At 60.2% G+C, this 20,175-nt stretch carries 19 protein-coding genes; 5 read left to right on the top strand and 14 right to left on the bottom strand.

Translation table 11 applies throughout. From position 1 onward, the window contains the following. Positions 1–69 precede the first annotated feature (69 nt). The 3 genes from ACYVI2_RS12515 to ACYVI2_RS12505 all read left to right on the top strand — a co-directional run bounded on the left by ACYVI2_RS12515 (position 70) and on the right by ACYVI2_RS12505 (position 4,067). Positions 70–1,788 (top strand): acyl-CoA dehydrogenase family protein, encoded by a 1,719-nt coding sequence (locus ACYVI2_RS12515; protein ID WP_415820170.1) that lies wholly within the window; start codon positions 70–72, stop codon positions 1,786–1,788. Between the two features lie 139 nt (positions 1,789–1,927). Continuing rightward, the gene (locus ACYVI2_RS12510; protein ID WP_415820171.1) at positions 1,928–2,905 is read left to right on the top strand and encodes a Bug family tripartite tricarboxylate transporter substrate binding protein; all 978 of its coding nucleotides are present in this window, start codon (positions 1,928–1,930) and stop codon (positions 2,903–2,905) included. Between the two features lie 10 nt (positions 2,906–2,915). Further along, on the top strand, positions 2,916–4,067 hold the full coding sequence (locus tag ACYVI2_RS12505) for a CaiB/BaiF CoA transferase family protein (protein WP_415820172.1): 1,152 nt from the start codon (positions 2,916–2,918) through the stop codon (positions 4,065–4,067). Between the two features lie 32 nt (positions 4,068–4,099). Here the strand turns inward: ACYVI2_RS12505 and ACYVI2_RS12500 are convergent, their stop codons facing one another. The 12 genes from ACYVI2_RS12500 to ACYVI2_RS12445 form a co-directional block, all read right to left on the bottom strand. Beyond that, positions 4,100–4,927, bottom strand: a complete 828-nt coding sequence (locus tag ACYVI2_RS12500; RefSeq protein ID WP_415820173.1) for an HpcH/HpaI aldolase/citrate lyase family protein — start codon at positions 4,925–4,927, stop codon at positions 4,100–4,102. Next, complete coding sequence (locus ACYVI2_RS12495) at positions 4,928–6,130, bottom strand: MFS transporter (RefSeq protein ID WP_415820174.1); 1,203 nt, start codon at positions 6,128–6,130, stop codon at positions 4,928–4,930. After that, the gene (locus ACYVI2_RS12490; RefSeq protein WP_415820175.1) at positions 6,127–6,885 is read right to left on the bottom strand and encodes a GntR family transcriptional regulator; all 759 of its coding nucleotides are present in this window, start codon (positions 6,883–6,885) and stop codon (positions 6,127–6,129) included. Before ACYVI2_RS12490 ends, ACYVI2_RS12495 begins: the two co-directional genes overlap by 4 nt. Further along, positions 6,882–8,072: a CaiB/BaiF CoA transferase family protein gene (locus ACYVI2_RS12485; RefSeq protein WP_415820176.1), complete on the bottom strand. Its 1,191-nt coding sequence runs from the start codon at positions 8,070–8,072 to the stop codon at positions 6,882–6,884. The genes ACYVI2_RS12490 and ACYVI2_RS12485 overlap by 4 nt, the downstream gene beginning before the upstream one ends. Further along, positions 8,069–9,223: an acyl-CoA dehydrogenase family protein gene (locus ACYVI2_RS12480; RefSeq protein ID WP_415820177.1), complete on the bottom strand. Its 1,155-nt coding sequence runs from the start codon at positions 9,221–9,223 to the stop codon at positions 8,069–8,071. Before ACYVI2_RS12480 ends, ACYVI2_RS12485 begins: the two co-directional genes overlap by 4 nt. Positions 9,224–9,260: 37 nt before the next feature. Beyond that, the gene (locus ACYVI2_RS12475; protein WP_415820178.1) at positions 9,261–10,661 is read right to left on the bottom strand and encodes an MmgE/PrpD family protein; all 1,401 of its coding nucleotides are present in this window, start codon (positions 10,659–10,661) and stop codon (positions 9,261–9,263) included. Between the two features lie 30 nt (positions 10,662–10,691). Then, positions 10,692–11,963: a TRAP transporter large permease gene (locus tag ACYVI2_RS12470; RefSeq protein WP_415820179.1), complete on the bottom strand. Its 1,272-nt coding sequence runs from the start codon at positions 11,961–11,963 to the stop codon at positions 10,692–10,694. Beyond that, positions 11,960–12,604 carry a TRAP transporter small permease gene (locus ACYVI2_RS12465; protein ID WP_415820180.1) on the bottom strand — a complete coding sequence of 215 codons (645 nt, stop codon included), beginning with the start codon at positions 12,602–12,604 and terminating at the stop codon, positions 11,960–11,962. The genes ACYVI2_RS12470 and ACYVI2_RS12465 overlap by 4 nt, the downstream gene beginning before the upstream one ends. Further along, complete coding sequence (gene dctP, locus ACYVI2_RS12460; RefSeq protein WP_415820181.1) at positions 12,591–13,595, bottom strand: TRAP transporter substrate-binding protein DctP; 1,005 nt, start codon at positions 13,593–13,595, stop codon at positions 12,591–12,593. The genes ACYVI2_RS12465 and dctP (ACYVI2_RS12460) overlap by 14 nt, the downstream gene beginning before the upstream one ends. Continuing rightward, positions 13,592–15,220 carry an amidase gene (locus tag ACYVI2_RS12455; protein ID WP_460490315.1) on the bottom strand — a complete coding sequence of 543 codons (1,629 nt, stop codon included), beginning with the start codon at positions 15,218–15,220 and terminating at the stop codon, positions 13,592–13,594. Before ACYVI2_RS12455 ends, dctP (ACYVI2_RS12460) begins: the two co-directional genes overlap by 4 nt. Before the next feature lies 1 nt (position 15,221). After that, positions 15,222–16,211 carry a TRAP transporter substrate-binding protein DctP gene (dctP, locus tag ACYVI2_RS12450; RefSeq protein ID WP_415820182.1) on the bottom strand — a complete coding sequence of 330 codons (990 nt, stop codon included), beginning with the start codon at positions 16,209–16,211 and terminating at the stop codon, positions 15,222–15,224. A gap of 106 nt (positions 16,212–16,317) precedes the next feature. Then, the gene (locus tag ACYVI2_RS12445; RefSeq protein ID WP_415805800.1) at positions 16,318–16,821 is read right to left on the bottom strand and encodes a MaoC family dehydratase; all 504 of its coding nucleotides are present in this window, start codon (positions 16,819–16,821) and stop codon (positions 16,318–16,320) included. 232 nt (positions 16,822–17,053) lie between these two features. Here ACYVI2_RS12445 and ACYVI2_RS12440 point away from each other — a divergent pair, with 232 nt between their 5' ends. Both ACYVI2_RS12440 and ACYVI2_RS12435 read left to right on the top strand, forming a co-directional pair. Next, a complete protein-coding gene (locus tag ACYVI2_RS12440) occupies positions 17,054–17,356 on the top strand; it encodes an ArsR/SmtB family transcription factor (RefSeq protein ID WP_415820183.1) in 303 nt (100 codons plus the stop codon). 62 nt (positions 17,357–17,418) lie between these two features. After that, positions 17,419–18,456 carry a zinc-dependent alcohol dehydrogenase family protein gene (locus tag ACYVI2_RS12435; protein ID WP_415820184.1) on the top strand — a complete coding sequence of 346 codons (1,038 nt, stop codon included), beginning with the start codon at positions 17,419–17,421 and terminating at the stop codon, positions 18,454–18,456. Here ACYVI2_RS12435 and ACYVI2_RS12430 read toward each other — a convergent pair. Together ACYVI2_RS12430 and ACYVI2_RS12425 are read right to left on the bottom strand one after the other, a co-directional pair. Further along, positions 18,413–19,345, bottom strand: coding sequence for a sugar kinase (locus ACYVI2_RS12430; RefSeq protein WP_415820199.1), 933 nt, complete (start codon positions 19,343–19,345; stop codon positions 18,413–18,415). The two genes, ACYVI2_RS12435 and ACYVI2_RS12430, sit on opposite strands and share 44 nt — an antisense overlap. Continuing rightward, entirely contained in the window at positions 19,338–19,976 is a 639-nt protein-coding gene (locus tag ACYVI2_RS12425) for a bifunctional 4-hydroxy-2-oxoglutarate aldolase/2-dehydro-3-deoxy-phosphogluconate aldolase (protein ID WP_415820185.1), read from the bottom strand. The genes ACYVI2_RS12430 and ACYVI2_RS12425 overlap by 8 nt, the downstream gene beginning before the upstream one ends. Positions 19,977–20,175 lie beyond the last annotated feature (199 nt).

The raw sequence follows: 20,175 nt of genomic DNA, 5'->3' as shown, positions 1-20,175 counted from the left end.
GTATAGATGGATGGTTTCGGTAACGATGCGTGCTCCAGCGCATGCATTACGTCCTTTCTCGAGCCCGCCATGACTTTGTCGCCAGCCTCCTCCGATGTGCCCGATTCCCGGGGCCTGAATCTGTTTCGCGCGGATCCTTATGCAGCCGCGATGAGCGCACGTTATCTGCCGCCTGACTTACACGCGCACCTGCTGCCGCATCTGGATCGCCTCGGAACCCTGGCCGGCTCACGCATCGACGAACTGGCCGCCATTGCGGATCAGAATCCCCCGACCCTGTCTGTACGCAACCGTGCCGGGCAGGACGAATCGCGCCTACACAAACATCCCGCCTATATCGAGCTGGAACGCCTGGCCTACAGCGAATTCGGTTTGGCGGCCATGTCGCATCGCGGCGGCGTGCTGGGCTGGCCCCTCCCCATGCCGCCCGCGGCCAAATATGCCTTGAGCCATCTGTTCGTTCAGGCGGAATTCGGCCTGTGCTGCCCGGTCAGCATGACGGACTCGCTGGCACGTACGTTACGCAAGTTCGGCGACCCAGCACTGATCGAACGGGTGCTGCCCCAAGTCACCTCGCAGGATTTCGATGAATTGCGCCAAGGCGCAATGTTCATGACAGAGCAAGGCGCGGGCTCCGACGTTAGCGCCACCACCACGCGTGCAGCATTGCAGGAAGACGGCACCTGGCGGCTATATGGCGACAAGTGGTTTTGCTCCAATGCGGATGCGGGGTTCGCCATGGTGCTGGCGCGCAGCGAGCCCGCCGAGGGCTTGAAAGGCGTATCGCTTTTCCTGCTGCCGCGCGACTTGCCGGACGGCACGCACAACGCCTATCGGATTCTGCGTCTGAAAGACAAGCTCGGCACACGCTCGATGGCCAGCGGAGAAATCCGCCTGGAGGGCGCACAAGCCTGGCTGGTCGGTGAACGCGGCAAAGGGTTCCAGCAGATGGCCGACATGATCAACAATTCCCGGCTATCCAATGGCATGCGGGCAGCCGGCTTGATGCGGCGGGCGGTCACTGAGGCGATTTACTTTGCCCAACATCGCCGTGCCTTTGGCAAACGGTTGATCGAGATGCCGTTGATGCGCCGGCAGTTGGTCAAGATGACCGTCTGGGCAGAGCAAGCGCGCAGTGTGATGTTTCAAACTGCGGCAGCGTTGGCTGAAGCCGAACACAATACACAGTCCGCGGCATTGGCCCGCATCATGACACCGTTGATCAAATTCCGCGCCTGCCGCGATGCGCGTAAAGTCACCGGAGACGGCATGGAAGTACGCGGCGGCTGCGGCTATATCGAAGAATTCGTCGAAGCCCGCCTGGTGCGTGACGCCCATCTGGGATCCATCTGGGAAGGCACCAGCAACATCGTGGCGCTGGACGTATTGCGTGCGATTCAGAAAACCGATGCCTTGGCAGCGTTGCGCCAGCATATCGATGCGCTCTTGCAAGCTGGCGTACCGTGCAGCCCTGCCGTAGCTGACACGCAAGCCAAAGCCCTGGAGAGCGCCTTTTCGCTCGCCCATCATGCGGCACTGAAAGACCGTCCCGACCTGGCGCGCCAAGCGGCATCGGCGCTCTATCATGCGCTATCGATTGCCGCACTGCGCTGGGAGGCCTCAGGGACGGCGCTGGCCGATCGTAGCCTGCTGGCCGACCATGTCGTGCGACACCGCCTGGCGCAGCCCAATCCGTGCGCCATTCCAGACGATGAGGACGACAGCTGCCGCGAACTGCTGCGGCATTTCTTGCGGCCAGACAGCCCCGAGGCACAAAGCATCAGCTAGGCATTTAGCAAGCGCGGCCTCGTAGAACTCAGAAACCTGCGCACGTCGAATGCAACGGAGCGCAGGCGCAGCGTAGGGAAATTTTCCCAAAACATCAGACCTGTTCAACGGGCAAATATTCACACCACAGGAGACAACTATGCAACGACGACATTTCTGCCTGACACTGGCCAGCGCCGCCTTGTTGGCGTCCACCTCTGTTCGCGCCGCGCAGGCATTCCCCAATCAGCCGGTCACGCTCATCGTGCCCTTTCCACCGGGCGGGCCCACCGACGCGATGGCGCGACGCCTGGCCGAAGGATTAAAACGCCAATTGGGCCAAACTGTCGTCGTGGAAAATCGCCCTGGCGCCGGCGGCAATATCGGCGCGGAATATGTCGCCCGCGCCAAACCCGATGGCTACACCATCATGTTCGGTACCTCGGGCCCGCTCGCCATCAACGGCAGCCTCTACAAACAGCAGCAATACGATCCGCAAAAGAGCTTTGCTCCCATCATCCGTATCGGCCATTTGCCCAATATCCTGGTCGTTCATCCGTCGCTGCCCGTACACAATGTGCAAGAGCTGATCGCCTATGCAAAACAGAATCCGGACAAACTCAGTTATGCCTCGTCCGGCAACGGCGCCTCTTCGCATCTGGCCGGCATCCTGTTCAACAAAATGGCGGGCACGCAGATTCTGCACATCCCCTATAAAGGCACGGGGCCTGCGTTGAACGATTTGCTGGGTGGACAGGTATCGATGTCGTTCACCGATATTCTCACCGCGCTGCCGCATGTCCAGGCAGGCACATTGCGCGCCATCGGCCTGGCCAGCGCGCAGCGTTCACAAGCGCTGCCCGATCTGCCCACCCTGTCAGAACAAGGGTTGGACGGCTATGACGTCAGCGTGTTCTTTGGCATCGTGGCGCCGCGGAATACCCCCAGCGATGTGGTCGATAAATTGAACCAGGCATTCATCGCCGTCCTGGCCGATCCTGACGTCAAAGAGACCTTGCACAAACAAGGCATTGTTGAAGCAGACGACAAAACCCCTCAAAGCCTGGCCTCGTTCATCGATGCACAGGTTCCGAAATGGCACGCCATCATCCAGGAAGCCGGCGTCGCCTTAGACTAAGGAATCCAGCATGTCTCTCCCTTCGCTGCCGCCTGGCGCGTTGACCGGATGCAAAATCATTGACCTGTCGCGCGTACTGGGCGGACCCTACTGCACGCAGTTGCTCGCGGATCATGGCGCCGATGTCATCAAGATCGAACCGCCCGCCGGCGACGAAACACGCGGATGGGGCCCGCCATTCCTGAACGAGACTGCGTCATACTTCATTGGTGTCAATCGCAATAAGCGCGGCATGACACTGGATCTGTCTGAACCTGCAGGGCAGGAGCTGCTGCGTCATCTATTGGCCGACGCAGACGTGCTCGTCGAGAATTTCAAGCCTGGCACTCTGGAAAAATGGGGTCTCGGGTACGAGCAGCTCAGCGCAGCGTTTCCTCGCCTGATTCACTGCCGCGTCAGCGGCTTTGGCGCCGACGGCCCATTAGGTGGCCTGCCCGGCTATGACGCCTGCGCACAAGCCATGTGCGGCCTGATGAGCGTCAATGGCGATGCCGATGGCGATGCCACACGGGTCGGCTTGCCTGTCGTCGACATGGTCACGGGCTTGAACGCAGCCGTCGCCGTCTTGCTGGCGTTGAACGAACGCGTGCGCAGCGGCCTGGGCCAGTTTCTGGACATCACGTTGTACGACTGTGCGGTGTCCTTATTGCATCCGCATGCGGCGAATTATTTTTATAGTGGCAAGGTCCCTGGCCGCACCGGGAACGCACATCCCAACATCGCGCCCTATGAAACGCTGCCGACACAAAGCGGCCCGATCTTTCTGGCGGTAGGCAACAATCGGCAGTTTGCGGCGCTGGCGCGTGCGCTGAACGCCGAGGCCTTGTTGGCTGACGCACGATTTACAAACAATGCGGATCGCCTGCAACATCGTGATGCCCTGCGTGCAGTGTTGACGGAAAAACTGGTCTCGCACGACGCCGCAACGCTGGCAGAACAGCTCTTGCGACAAGGGGTGCCCGCCGCAGCGGTACAAAATGTAGAGGACGTCTTGCATCATCCACATACCCGGCATCGCAGGATGGTGTTGGAACAAGGCGACTATCGAGGCGTGGGATCACCGATCAAGTTGTCTCGCACGCCGGCCAGTTTGCGGCGATTGCCGCCGGAACTGGGAGAACACAACGAGGAGATACGGTCTGCCATAGACGTCACGCCCTGAGCCCGGTGTGCAGCCTGAACAGCACATCCCGCTCAAGCGCAGGCTGGCGATGATCCCTCATCGATCATGTCCAGCCATGCCAGGGCCAGGTCATGCAGCGGCTTGTCCACGAGTTTGCCGTCCACCGTCACCGCGCCATGCCCGCCTCGCGCGATTGCGTCTATCACTCGCTTGGCCCAGGCCAGCTCATCCTCTGAAGGCAAAAATCCCCTATTCACCGGCGCCACCTGCTTGGGATGAATACATAGCTGCCCGCCAAAGCCGAGGCGGCGGGCAGCCGCTGCCGCGGTTTGCAATGCGTCGGAATCATCCCAATGCAAGGTCGCGCCATCGATAGGCGCTGCCAGCCCGGCCCGTCGCGATGCCAGCACCAGGGCGACGCGTATTGGCAGCCAGCCATTTTCGTCTTGAATCCCCGTATCGCGCGCAAAATCCACGCTGCCGAATACCAGGCGTACGACCCCGGGCGCCCGCGCCAGGGCCCCTGCATGTTCCACCCCTGCGGCCGTTTCGATCAAGGGAAACAGGCATACGTCATCGCCCAAGCGCCGGCGCAATTGATTCAACACTGACGGGTTTTCTGCCTTGGGCAACATCACTGCATGACAGCCCGTCTGCTGCAAGGCGCTGACATCAGCGTCAAACCAAGGCGTGTCCGCGCCATTGATGCGTATCAACGCAGGGCAGGCAGATGAGGCGAGCCACTGCACCGCCAGACTGCGCGCCCGTACTTTTGCCTCCGGCAACACCGCGTCCTCGAGATCCAGAATGATGGCGTCCGCGCCGGCCGACGCGGCCTTATCAAAACGCTCGGGACGATCACCCGGCACAAACAGCAAGCTACGCAGACGTTTCCTCACTCATGTCTCCTCGCGAACTGAAAAACGACGCCGCTGCACCACCAACAGCGCGCCGCACAGTAATGACGGAATCACGATCAGGACGAAAGCGATCCGATAGCTGTCAAACAGCGCCATCATCGCGCCGAACAAAGGCGGTCCCACGACAACGCCCAGAAAAGTACATGTCAGCGCGCCGCCCGTAGCCATGCCGGTTTTTCCCGCTGGCGCCTGACGCGCGATTTCCGCCAGGTATACGCCGTTCCAGCCGACGGCTGCCGCGCCCAGCACCACCAGCGCCAGCGCCACCATCGGCACAGGAGCCTGGGCCGATAACGACGCCAACACCAGCACTCCCAACCCCATCAGGGCAGCCAGCACGGCCAGCATCAGAGCCGCCCCCAGATAGCGGTCGGCACACCATCCCCAAAAAATACGTCCCACCACCCCGGCAACCTGGCCCAGCGACAACAGGGCGCCCGCCGCAATCAGGGTGTACGCGAGACTATCGTGCAGATACGTCACCAGGTACGCGCTGAACGACCATTGCACCGCCGAAAAGCATAACGAGGCGCCAGCCAACAGTGACAGCGTTCTACGCGAAAAAATCAACGCCAGCGGCGCACGTAGATTTCCCAGTCCTGCCGTTCGGGCTGGTTTGCGGTCCGCATCCAGTTCGGCACGCACCCATTGCGCCAATAATGCGCATATCAGGCACGCCGCAGCCGTTACCAGCAGCGCCCCCTGCCACCCCACGCCTATCTCGAGCTTGGGGGCCAATAGACCCGCCAACACGCCTCCCAGCGGCACGCCGGTCTGTTTGACGGAAAACACGAACGACATCCGATGCACAGGCGTTGTCTGGATCAGCAGATGCGAACTGGCGGGCGTGATCGGTCCGTAGCCGAGGCCCAACAGTACCGCGCCTATAGCCAGCAACACCGTATACCCGGCCACGCTCAAGAGCAGCCCTGCCGCACACAACACCAGTCCCAGTTGACTGGCACGGATCGCTCCGAGCCGAGACACCCAGCCGCCAGCCATCAAGCTGCCTGCCATCGCCCCGACATACATCAACGACACGTAAATGCCGACCGACTCGCCCGCCACACCGGTCTGGGCACTGATCGCGGGCGCCAACACCGGCACCACCAATGCGGCTGCAGCCACCAATGACTGCACCGCCAACGTAATTGCCAGAACTGCGCCGCTGGAAACCCTCACACAGGCACCTGCCATTCACGGCGGAATGACTCGCGGTAACTGAAACGATCCGCGGGGTGGACACTGACGGCCAATTCAACCAACGCATCGCGCGCATCCATATATCGGCGCTCGAGCCGCAAGCCCGCCGATCCGGGCTTGGCCCCCAGGCGAGACGCCAGCGCCTTGTCCAATACGACACCCTGGATATCCTGATGCACCGTCGTAATCTGTACGTCGAACTCTTCCTCCAGGACCGCATACAGCGCACGCGTCATCCGGCCCTGTATGCCCGTCACTGAGCGAAAGGCCGGCGCGATATACGCGTCAGTCAAACAGATAGGCGCGTCATGCGCTTTGGTGTAACGCAATCCCCATACGTGCAGCCAGGTTTCGCCCGGCGACGCATCCAGGGTATCTGCCAGGTCTCCGTCCACATTCAACAATGCCTGGCCCTCGATTTCCAGAGAGGTTTCGTAGGCATACTGGCGCAGATCCGTAATCCCCGACATGGTCTGCGTGTACTGCGTCACCGGCGCCTGCCTGAGCACGCGGCTGCCGACGCCCGCCTGACGCGTCACCATCCCCATCTGTACCAACTGTTTGACCGCCTCGCGGATGGTAAAGCGCGACACGCCAAACTGATCACACAACTCAAACTCGGTGGGCAGCAAACTGCCCACCGGATACCGGCCCGCTCGTATCTCGTTGATCAGCGTCGTCGCCAGCTGCAAATATCGCGGGCGGCCCCCTGGCGCTTCGATCTTTACTGTCATAAAACGGAATTATTCCTCAAACTGGCAATCTGATCAGGTCCATAACCCGCCTGCGCCAGCAAATCGTCAGTATCAACGCCCATGGCTGGCGCCGCCCGGGTCAATGGGGCTTCTCCAGGGCACCGGATCGGTGACGCTACATTCCGGATCGCCCTGCCCTCCGTATCATAAGCGTCCAGCAAGCACTGACGCGCCTTTACAAACGAACTATCCAGCGCCTGGGCCACATCATAAACGGGCGCCGCGGGCACCCGGCCGGCAAAACGCGCCATCCAGTGGTCTGTCGTCTGGGACATGAAGACGGCTTCCAGCTCCTCATTAAAACGATCGCGGTTCTGCAGACGATCCTTGAAACTGCGGTAATCGGGGTTATCGATCCACTCGGGATGGCCCATCGCTTGCGCCAGCAAAGGCCAGAACTTTTCCTTGTTGCACATAATAAAGATCCAGCTGTCTGCCGTACGATACAACTGGCTGGGCACTAGCGAAGGATGCCCGGACCGAGGCGCACGTCCTGTTTTGTGCCCGCCGTTCAAATACCATGTTGCCAGATATCCCAGGTTGTGCAGCGCCACGTCGAACAGGCTGACATCCACGTCTCGCCCTATCCCGCTCTGGCGCGCACCCAGAACAGCCGATACCAGGCCCAGCGCTGCCGTCGTTCCCGTCATCAAATCGATGATGGACAGTCCGAATCGCGACGGCGGACCATCAGGCTCGCCGGTGAGCGACAAGTACCCTGCCTCCGATTGCATCAGATAGTCATACCCCGGCCAGCTCGCACGCTCGCCATCGCGGCCATACGCCGATAAATGCACGCAGACGATGTCCGCCCGCACGTCACGCAAGGCATCATAGGTCAGCCCGAGCCGCCCTGGCAGGTCTCCGCGCAAGTTATTGAATACCGCATCGGCGTGCCGGCACAGATCGCGCAGCACCTGCTGGCCTTGCGGCTGTTTCAAATCCAGCGTGACACTTTTCTTGTTGCGATTGAAGGCCTGATAAAAATGGCTATCTCCCGGTCCGAAATAGTGTGGTCCCACCGCGCGGCCGACATCACCGCCATCGTGAGGATTTTCTATTTTGATGACCTCTGCACCTAGATCGGCCAGATGCTGCGTGCCGAACGGCCCCGCGCCATATTGCTCCACCGAGACAATACGCAATCCAGTGAGCGGCAGACTCATACGCGGTTCCTTTCGATCAACTGCTTGGAAATGATGATGCGTTGCAGTTCGTTGGTGCCTTCGCCAATGACCAGCAGCGGCGCATCGCGGTAGAAACGCTCGACCAGGTATTCTTTCGAATAGCCATATCCGCCATGAATACGCATGGCTTCCAAAGAGTTCTCCACGGCAGTCTCGGTCGCAAAGAGCTTTGCCATCCCCGCCTCCATGTCGCAACGTTCACCGCGGTCATAGGCTTGTGCCGCTTGCAGCGTCAACAGGCGTGCGGCTTGCGTGCGTGTTGCCATTTCGCCGAGCTTGGTCTGGATGGCCTGATGTTCGCAGATCGGCTTGCCGAAGGTCTTGCGCTGCTGGGCGTACTTGACCGACTCGCGCAACGCGGCTTGCGCCACCCCCACGCCGCGGGCCGCAACATTGATGCGGCCCAACTCCAGTCCGTTCAGGATCATCTGCAACCCCCGGCCTTCGACTCCGCCAATCAAGCGATCGGCCGCAATGCGGTAGTTCTCGAATACGAGTTCAGTCGAGTCGATGCCTTTGTATCCCAGCTTTTCCAGTTTTCGGCTGACGTTGAATCCCGGTCCTTTCTCCGCGATGAAAAGACTCATCCCTTTATGACGCGGCTCGGCTTGCGGATCCGTTTTGACCAACAGTGCAAAGCAATTTCCGTAATAGCCATTGGTGATCCACATCTTTGCGCCATTGACGACATACTCGTCGCCTTCGCGCCGTGCCGTGGTCCGAATCGCCTGCAGGTCGGTGCCGCAATCGGGCTCTGTCAAGCCAATGCCGCCACGCAGCTCGCCCGTCGCGAAACGGGGCAAAAACGCCTGCTTTTGTGCTTCTGTACCGTTGCGCTGTACGGCGGCCGCCATGATCAGATGCGAATTCAGAATGCCCGACAGCGACATCCATTCCTCGGAAATGCGCTCAATGATCTTGGCATAGATTGTCGTCGACAGCCCCAGGCCACCGTACTCCGGCGCAATCAGGCAGCCGAACAACCCCATGGCCTTCATTTTTTCGACGATTTCTTCGGGATAGACATCGTCATGCTCAAGCTGCCACACATGGGGCCGTACCTCTTGTTCCAGAAAGCGGCCGACCATATCCAGAATCAGTTGTTCCTGCCCATCATCGTGCATTGTCATCAGATACTCCTCAACCCCTATAGGCGGCACACGCCGCTCAAACCTCACGTCCCAATTGATCTGCCAGCGCGCGCGACGGCCCTTGTTCCAGTTGCAGCACACTCTGTTCAATGGCATCAGCCCGCGCCGCCGCCACTCGGCGCAATACGTTGTCCCGATACTTGGCCCGGATATCCGATTCGGTCAAAGGCCGGTCTTCCGCCCCGCGGTTGACTGCCTCGCGCTCGCGCAGCACACGGCCGTCTTTCAGCTCCACGATGACCTCGCCCGAGTAATGCTTGGGAAAACCGCTATCGGGATCGTGCCGGTAATCCGTCACCTCGGCCAAGGCCAGCACCGCCGGATCGCGCAGCGCGTCCGGCTCCAGATCGTCCAGCGTCAGCCGCCCCTTGCTCAATGCCGTACCGACCAGGTACGGAATGCTGAACTGCGCCTCATAGCTATTGGCGGGCTTGCGTTTGGAAGACTCGGGTTCGCATACCGTTTTGACGACCTCCTGCGGCACCAGCACCGTAATGCGATGTACTTGTTCCGCAGAGAGCCCTTGCGCATGCAACCGTGCGGCAGCGTCGACACTGGCATGCGTAAAGTGGCAGGCAGGCAAAGGCTTGACCGACACGCGCATCAACTCCCATCGATCGCCGAGTTCGGCAGTGGCCAGGCCGAGGTCATAGTCGGCTCCGCCCAAATGACTCGCATACAAGCCGAACCGCCCCTCATAGGCTAGACGCGTACCGGTATAACCATGCTTGCCAAACGTGGCTGCCGTGATACCCGCAGCCGCGGCCCAGCCAGGATGCATCCGCTTGTTCCATGCGCCGTCGTTGAGAAACTCCAGGCTGCCCGAGGCCAGAGACAGGGCGATGCCCTGCGCATCCACCATTTGCTGTACGTTCAACCCCAGCAGCCAAGCCGCTGCCAAGGTGCAACCAAAGGCGCCAATCAATCCCGTGGGATGAAAGCCGATTTGATGAAAGCCTCCCTTGGCTACCGCTCCCAGGCGCGTAGACACCTCCATGCCCAGCACATAGGCGGCCACCATGTCCGCACCGCTGCGGCCCTCGCGCGCCGCCAACGCCAACACGGTGGGCAACGCCGACGCCGTGGCATGAATCACGCCTCTGGCATGGGTGTCGTCATAATCCAGGCCATGCACCAGAATGCCATTGGCCAACGCAGCGTTACGCAGGTCCATGCGCCGTGAACTGCCGATCACAACGCTGTCGCCACCACCATCCAGCTCGTCAATCGCGGCCAAGGCACGGCGGGAAAAGTCATAGCCATGCGATGCGATGGCGATACCGACGGAATCCAGCATCAGCAGCCGGGCCCGCTCACGCACCTCATCAGGAATACGCCGTGCATCGAAACCGGCAGCGTATTGCGCCAATACTTCCGACAGAGCCAGTCCTGCAGCGGGCATTGCATTGTCTTTCATGTCTGTCCTCCAGAATCTATAACGATGCCGTCAATGCACGAGCGCCAACGACAATGCGGGAACAAAAGTGATCAGGGCCAAGGACACCAGCCTGGTGACGTAAAACGGCACCACGCCACGGGCGACCTGCTCGACCGGGATACGGGCGATACCGCTCATCACGAACAGGTTCAGGCCGATCGGCGGCGTCAACGTCGCGATCTCGACGTTCGCCACCATGATCACGGCGAAGTGAACAGGATCAATACCGAGGTGGGTCGCCATGGGAAAGAGCAACGGCGCGGTCAGCACAATCATGGCGACACCATCCAGGAACATGCCCAACACGAGCAACACCGCGTTTGCCAGCAGCAGAAACTGCCACGCGCTCATGTCCATGCGTTCCATGAAACCGATCAACGACGCCGACACGCCCATACGTGCCAGGATGAAGCCGATCAGGCTTCCACCCATGACCACCATAAAAATCATGGTGGACTGCAGGATCGACTCTTGTGAAGCCTGCCACACGTCCCGCCATTTCATCGTGCGGTAGATCAACACGCATAACAATGCGGCATAACCCGCCGCGACAGCCGACACCTCAGTGGGCGTAAAAATGCCCAGGTAAATGGATCCCAGCACCAGCACCGGCATGGACAACGCCCCCGCGGCACGCGGCAGGCGCCGCGTAAAGCCTGCGAAATCCGGGGTTCCCGCCGTATTCCCGTAACCATGCCGGCGCGTGAGCCATACCGTGGTCATCAATAGAAACGCCGCTTCCATCAGACCCGGCAGGATTCCCGCGATGAACAATTTGTCCACCGGCAACCCGACGATGGAGCCAATCAGGATGAAACCCAATGACGGCGGGATCATCAAGCCCAGTGTTCCGCCCACCGCGACCAAGGCTGCCGAAAACCGCGGCGGATAGTTCTCACGCTTCAGGCCATCCACCGTCGCGGCACCAATCGCGGCCGCCGATCCCACACTCGATCCCGACACGGCCGCGAAAAACACGCACGCCAGCATCACCGTCAGCGCCAGTCCACCACGCACGCAACGCACCAGGCTGCCGATGAGTTCGATCATGACTGCGACGATATTGCCGCGCATCATCAAATTACCCATCAATACAAACATGGGAATCGCCATCAGCGGATAGCTATTGATGGATTTGAAAGCCGTCTGGGCGACGACAGTCAGGGGGACGCCGTCCACCGACAACACCATGCCGCTGGATACCAGACCCATCGCAGTGCCGACATGAGCACCCAGCGCGAGCAGCACCAATAAGCCAATAACAGAGAGTCCCAGTGTCATAGCAACGGCTCCTGACGGCTCAACGCTGCGGTGACGCTCGCATCGGGCGCCTCTTCTACAGGCTCGGGGGCAAAGGGATCTCCCCAACGCCACGCATACCATGCGGCGCAGGCATAGTAGACAAACAGCGCCACACCTCCTACCGGCATCGCGAGAAACAGCAGCCACATGGGCAGCTCCAGCGATGACTCAGACACCATGCCCATCGAATAAAACCGCTGCACTTGCGGGATGGATGAATACGCCAGAATCAAAGCGAACCCCATACCCGCAATGCAAGACAGCAACCACACGGCGCGCTGCGCCATCAACGGCAAACGCTGAACCAGCAACTCGGTGCGAATGTGGTAATGACGAAAACCGGCGATCCCCAATGTCAGGAAAAAGGCCCACACCATCAGAAAACGTACAGATTCCTCGGCCCAGAAATAACTGACATTCAAGACATAGCGGCTAAAGCCCTCCACGATCATGATCAAGGTCGCGCCCAACGCAAGCACGGTGGCCAGCGCCAACGTCAATCGGGACATCCAGCCCAGTTTGCCGAATACCGGTGCAATGGTGGCTGCAGTTTGGATGGTCTTGCCTGACGCCTGCTTTGCGGAGGCCAATGGAGGGGATTCCAAATTACTTGCCATCATGGACACACTCCTTGCGTATGTTTTCCAGCTCGACAATCGCATCGGCATGCTTGCTGCGGAACCCCGCACCCGCTGCGACGACACGCGCTTTCAGTTGTTCGACCTGTTCAGGCGCCATGACCCGGTAATGCCCGCCCTGAGCCACCATCTGCTCGATCAGTTGCTGATCTTTGGCGACGGTCTCTTTCCACTGCTTGACGATGATCTCGTTCAACACGTCATGGATGGCCTTGCGCTGGTCCTCCGGCAATGCATCCAGCCAAGGCTTGTCCACCGTCACAGCGGACGTCGCCAGTCCCATGCCTGGCGCCAAGGTGGCGAATTTCGCGGTTTTTCCCAAGACGTCCACCCACCCTGCGGGCGACGTCATGGCGCCATCAATCGCACCCTGAGACAATGCCGCCGACATTTCCGAGGCAGACATGGAGATCGGACTGGCCTGCACGGCGCGCATCGCATCCAGCATGATTTGTCCGCCTATGACCCGGATCTTCTGGCCCTTGAGATCGTCCACGCTCTGGATATCGCGATCTTTCATGAGAAAAATCAGATCGGCCGTGCGCAAAAAACCCAGCACTTGTATGCCGCGCGGCTCGAGATAGCCGGAAATCTGGCGTGTGAACCGCTGCGAGAAACAAGGATTGGTCATATCCTCCGAGGTCAATGCAAACGGCAAGCTGGCGACACCGACGCGTGCATCGAACTGCTCCAACCGCGAAGACACCGGCCACACCATATGCACCGCGCCCGTACCCAATGCCGCCAAGCCATCGCGATCGTTATAGAGCTGCGATGCTGGAAAATACTTTCCCTGTATCGCGCCCCCAGTACGCTGACTCACCGCGGCAATAAACTGCTCGATGTAGGGGCTAGGATTGGTCGCCGATGGAATTTCACTGGTGATGATCATGTCGGCTGCGTTGGCCGCCGCCCCCCACCCCACCACCGCGGCTGCCGTCCAGGCCATGGCCCAATTCCGAAGTGCTTTCATTTCGTCTCCTCCGTTGCGGTGGTCCGACTATCCCGATGCGATGGAGCTGTCCATGCTGCAGGGCGCCGCTGATGCCACTCGGTGAATTGTTGATACCGTCGTCCCAACGCCAGCACACGATCCTCGCCCAATGGCGGCCCCACCAATTGCATCCCCAACGGCAAGCCCGCAGCCCCTTGGCCTGCGGGCACGCTCAGTACAGGCAATCCGAGATAGTTGATGCCTCGCGTCCAGATCGACAGCAGGGCAAACTCCCGTTCCAGGCGGGCTTGATCTGCATGCTGAGTGGGCGCCACCAGTGGCGCGACGTCCGGCGTACTGGGCAGCATCAACGCATCGGCATCGCCCTGAATGTCCCGCAAATACCGCTGCAGGAATGCATGCCGCAGACGCAGCGCATCGTAGTAATCCACGCCAGACACCAGCAAACCACGCGAGATCCGGCGACGCACCTGATGTCCGTATGCATTGCCGAACTGACGCAGCCACCGCTGATGCAATGCCGCGGCCTCGACGGCCAACACGACGGAGGCCAGGACACTCGCCTGCTGCAAGGTGGCATAGGGTGACGGGACCATGACGCACTCAACGCCAGCATCGCGCCATACACGTTGCGCTTCGTCCAACGCGAGCCGCATCGCATCAGAGATCGGATCGCCGTCGTCCCATTGCGGCACAGCCACCTTCAGGCGTCGCGACGTCGCGCCCAAGGTCACCGGTGCATCCAGGCAAGACAGATCCGCGGGGTCCCTGCCTGCGATGGCTCGATACGCGTAGCCGCACAGTTCGGCCGACCACGCCAATGGACCAATACAATCCAGGCTGGCTGACAGGGGCATTGCCCCCGCGGCACTGACGCGATACTGCGTGGGCTTTAACCCGGTCAAACCGCACAACGCGGCCGGCAGGCGAATCGAGCCACCTGTGTCGGATCCGATCGCCAGTGGCACATGCCCCGCTGCCACCGACACAGCCGCCCCGCTGGAACTGCCGCCGGACACTCGGTCCAGGTCCCAAGGATTACGGCCAGGCCCGTAGGTTTCATTCCAGCCAGTGGGAGACATGGCAAACTCGGCCATCTGCTGCGTCCCCAGGATGACGGCGCCGGCGCGGCGCAAACGCGTCACGACGGTGGCATCTGCATGCGCCTGAGGGCTGCCGGCACGCAGAGGCGTTCCCCAGCCCGCCGTACGGCCTTGCATGTCGAACATATCCTTGATGCCCACAGGCATCCCATGCAATGGGCCACGCCATTTGCCATGACGCTGTTCCTCGTCCAGCGAACGTGCTTCGGCCAGCGCAGTATCGGCATCGATATGCATCCAGGCGGACTTGCCAGGCTGGCGCTGTTCAATCGCCGCCAGGCTGGAACGCACTTGGCATTCACTATCTGGCGATGCGCTGCGGGCCTCGATCGAGACATCAGGGAACGGTTCGGGGGCCAATGAGCGCAACACCTGGCCAAATGGCTCGCAGGTCTGCATCATGTCAGATGCTGCCCAATCCTGTCTGAGCTCCACTCGCAGGGCCTCGACCATCTCCGCCAATTCGGGTACGTCCTGCGCATCGATGGGCAAGTCGCGCGCCTGAGACCAATGCAATGCCGATTCAATGAGCGTGCTCATCTCAAACTCCGCAACGCTTGGCCAGCTCGTCGACCTGTTTGACGACCTCGGGATATTTATCGGTGTAGACCTTTCTGGCGGCTTCGGCACGGGCTTTCCATTCCGCACTAGCAGCCTCATCGGCAACTCGATAGACCGATCCCTCGTCTTGCATTTTCTTCACGAGTTTCGCGTCATCTGCACGAGCCTCTTTCCATTGGCGCGGAATGATGCTGTTCAAACTGTCCACGATGGCTTGGCGCTGCGATGCCGAGAGCGTCTCCATCCATCCCCGGTCTACCACGATGGCATAGGTGGCCAACGACATGCCCGGAACATGGAAGGCATACTTGCCCGTTTTGCCTATCATCTCGGCCCAACCTGCCGGCGACGTCAACACGCCATCGATCGCGCCCTGCGCGAGCGCCGAACTCATTTCCGATGCAGCCATGGAAATCGGGCTGGCGCCAAACCCACGCACCATGTCCAGGAAAATGCGGCCGCCTGTCACGCGCAGTTTGGCTCCCTGCATATCAGCGAGCGACTTCACGTCCCGGTCACGAAAGATGAAAAACAGATCAGCGGTGCGCAATAAACCCAACACTTGCAATTGCCGGGATTTCAATCGTTCGGATATCAAATCGGTCAGGCCGCTGGCAAAGCAGGCATTTTCCATTTTTTGATCCGATAGGCCGAACGGCAGATTCAGATAACCCAATCCTGCATCCAGTGTCTCCAGCCGCACCGACACCGGCCATACCATGTGCACGGCGCCGGTACCCAGTGCCGCTACCCCGTCCTGATCGTTGTACAACTGCGAGGCGGGGAAGACCTTGACTTGAACTTCGCCGTTGGTACGTTTCGCAACGTCCTTGGCAAACTCATTCATGTATTGCGTTTTCCAGTGCGACGCCGCGACTTCGGAAGTCAGCACCATCTCGACCGCACTGGCGCTCACAGGAACGGCCAATGCGCATATCACCGCAAGCCGGCGGAAAAACGGATAAAACATAGCAATATCTCCTGAAGTGAGTACTGCAATGCCACGGCTCTCTCCAGACGTAGAGAGCCCCTGAGCCACGCAGGCCCATCAAACAGCTGAAAGTGAAATGCCGGCGCTACTTGTCGCCGACAGCGTGACCGCGTTTGGGTACCAGGCAGGAACGGATGAAGTTCATGACTTCTACGCCGTTCTGGTTATAGGCCCGCGTCCGGGTCGTCACAATGCCCTGTGTCGGCCGGCTGCGCGATTCACGCAGCTCCAAAACTTCCGATTCGGCATACAAGGTATCGCCGGCGAAAACGGGAGCGGTCAGGTTGATCTCTTTCCACCCCAGATTGGCGATCGCTTTACCGCTGACATCCGCGACGGTCATGCCCAGCACCATCGCCACCGTCAAGCCACTGTTGACCAGCAAGCGGCCAAACTCGCTTTGCGCGGCAAATGCCGCGTCGCAATGCATGGGATGAAAATTCATCGTCAACAGTGAAAACTGAATATTGTCCGCATCCGTCAGCGTGCGGCCGGGCCGATGCTCGTACACCGCACCTAATTCGAACTCCTCCAGATAGCGTCCAAAGCTGAAGCGATATCGCTGAGGACCGGTCTCTACTACCTCCATGTTGCCTCCTTTGTTCAGTTTGTTAGTTTGTCTGGACAAATAGTCCATCAAGCGCAGAAGCGTGTCAACGACTTTTTGTCGTGCGATGCAACACAGCGCACAAGAAACCGCTGGCATTGAGCACATGGCGATGCCAACGATCCTGAGGCGCACCGAAGCACCGTCGTTGCTCCGCAGACACAGGCGTTATTTATCGCATTGACATATCGGTAAATCCCGATATCATGCACGCATGGACTTGCTCGAAATATTCAAAGCCCTCTCAAACCGCACCCGTCTTGAAATCTTGAAAGGTTTGAAGGATCCTGCGAAGAACTTCCCTCCACAGGATGAAGGCGACGTTCTCATGGTAGGCGTCTGCGTCAGCAGTATCCAAGAAGGTGTCGGCCTGTCGCAGTCGACGGTGTCCGATTATCTTGCCACGCTGCAACGAGCAGGTTTGGTCGAAGTCAGACGCATTGGCCAGTGGACCTACTACAAGCGAAACGAAGCAACCATCAGTGCTTTTGCCAAGCTCATAGGCAAAGAGCTGTAATTTTTTTACCCCACTATATCGATAATTCCCGATATCCCTTTTTAACGAAATAAGGATATGCAATGAAAGCGTTAAGACTGAAATCATTTGGCGGCCCGGAAGCATTTGAACTTTGCGACGTGCCCAAGCCTGTGCCAGGCGCAGGACAAGTCCTGGTCCAGGTGCAGGCAACCTCTATCAATCCGTTGGACTACCAGGTCCGGCGCGGCGATTATTCCGATTTGGTGCAACTGCCGGCCATTACCGGACACGACGTATCTGGCGTTGTAGAAGCGGTCGGGCCAGGTGTGACGGCCTTCGCTCCGGGGGACGAAGTCTGGTACACCCCGCAAATATTTGACGGACCAGGCAGTTATGCCGAGTACCACGTCGCTGCAGAAGGAATCATCGGAAAGAAGCCCTCGTCGCTGAGCCATCTCGAAGCCGCAAGCCTGACCCTAGTTGGCGGGACGGTGTGGGAAGCCTTGGTCGTGCGTGCTGCGCTAAGAGTGGGGGAAAGCATTCTGGTACACGGCGGCGCTGGCGGGGTCGGTCACGTGGCGATCCAACTCGCAAAAGCCATGGGAGCACGCGTGTTCACGACCGTGCGTGAAGCAAACTTTGAATTTGTATGGAGCCTGGGCGCGGATGTCGCCATAGACTACGAAAGCGAAGACTATGTCGACGCGATCATGCGGGAAACGGGTGGCCGCGGCGTCGATGTCGTGTTCGATACCATTGGCGGTGACACCTTGTCGCGCAGCCCCGACGCGCTCGCACAACTGGGCCGTGTTGTCACGATCGTGGACATTGCGCGGCCGCAAAACCTGGTTCAGGCTTGGGGCAAGAACGCGAGTTATCACTTCGTTTTCACACGGCAGAACCGCGGCAAGCTCGATGAGTTGAGCGCATTGATAGAGCGCGGTCAGTTGCGGCCGCACGTGGGCGCAGTCTACCCGCTTGCCGAGATTCCGCTCGCGCATGCCCGGCTGGAGGCACCCAACAACGGGATACGAGGAAAAATCGCGATAGCAGTCGGGCCCCTAGCTCATCTCGCGTCTGCTCCGGCCAGTGAGCCTAGCCCGCTGCATCCAGAAATGCCCTCACCTGCTCGGGCCTAGGCAACGGGTCGACCGCCCCGTATCCGGTGGTCGACAAGCCTGCGGCGGCATTGGCGTACTGGCAGGCTTGCAACCAATCGTCGCCAGCGCAGGCTCGCGCCAGTAAATTGCCGGCGAAGCAATCGCCCGCCCCGGTGGCGTCGACGGCTTTTACTTGGCGCGGGCCGATGGGCGTGCGCGTGAGCTTGTCGTCCAGGATAACGCCCTTGCTGCCCATTTTCAGTACGACGATGGCATGATCGTTGACGGCGCGAATCCAGTCCAGGATCGCATCCGGTTGATCCATGCCGGTCATCAACGCCATGTCGTCCAGGCCGGGGAGAAACACGTCGCACTGTGCGATGGCTTCGCGCAGGATGGCGCGAGCGCGTGACATCGGCCACAGGCGGGCGCGCAGGTTGGCGTCCAGGCACGAGCGCGTGCCTGTGCTGCGGGCACGCTCCATGGCGGCGAACACGGTATCGCATGCGGTGGTGCTGATGGCCAGGCTGATACCGGATACGTGCAGATAGCGCGATCGTTCGACCAGCCCATGCTGCAGGTCAGCAGGCCGCATGCGAGCGGCGGCTGACTCGTGGCGTGCGTAGCTGAAGCGATGACCTTCTGGCGTGTGCTGTACGAAATAGAGGCCGTTGTTGGCCTGTTCGTCACATATCATGCCGGACACATCGACCCCCTCGTTGCGCCAGGTTTGCAGCAGCAATTCGCCGAAATCGTCGTTGCCGCCGTAGCGGCCCAGATAGGCGGTGCGTGCGCCTGCGCGCGCTGCGGCGATGATGACGTTCGAGGTGTCGCCGCCGATGCCTTGGCGATACATGGGCTCGCCCGGCACGGTCTGGTTGAATTCGATCAAGGCCTCGCCCAGGCCCACCACATCGAAATCATGCACGGCCATGGGCGGTCTCCCGAGTCTGGCGCACGGCTGCCAAGAGGCTGTCGGTGTCGCGCGCGGCAAAGGCTTTTTTGTCGTAGAGAGAGGACCCTATGCCGACGAAATTGGCGCCGGCGCGGAAATAGTCGTGCATGTTGCTTGTCGATATGCCGCCCGTGGGGCAGAACACGGTATCGGGGAACACGGCTCGCAGCGCGGCCAGATGGGCTGGGCCGCCGGTGTCGGCGGGAAAGATTTTGACGACGTCGGCTTTGGCCCGGGTCGCGATCATGACTTCGCTGGGGGTGAAGGCGCCTACGAGGCAGAGTTTGCCGGCCTCGTGGGTGGGCGGGATCATGTCGGTGGCGAGTCCGGGGGAGACCAGGAAATCTGCGCCGGCTTTGAGTACGGCGGTTGCCTGAGCGGCGTCCATCAAGGTGCCTACGCCTAGCAGGACGGCATTGCCGTGTTGCTGGCGCAGGGTTTGCAGGACGCTCAGGACGCCGGGGATGGTCCAGGTCAGTTCGATGGCTTCGAAGCCTGCACGGATGGCGATGTCGGCGGCGTAGAGGGCTTGGTCGGCGTCGGTGTAACGGAGGACGGGGACTACGCGGGTCTGGATCAATGTGGTTAGCTGAGGGGTTGGCATCGGGATTGTCCTGGGGATGTTCTGTTCACGAGGGCGGCGCTAGGATGGTCACGGATGTTTCGAGGCTGTTCGCGAGGATCTCGATGGTGTTCGCGGGTGTTTCAAAGGCTGTTCACGGGTGGCTCAATGGAGACGTCCCTGCCGCGTGCCGGGCAATTCGCTGCCGGCCCTATCGCCGCGACTCGGCCCGTTAGCAGGG

This window comes from Bordetella tumbae (assembly GCF_054780995.1).
Note: the sequence above shows the minus strand (reverse complement) of the source record. Positions and strands in the feature narration are given on the sequence as shown.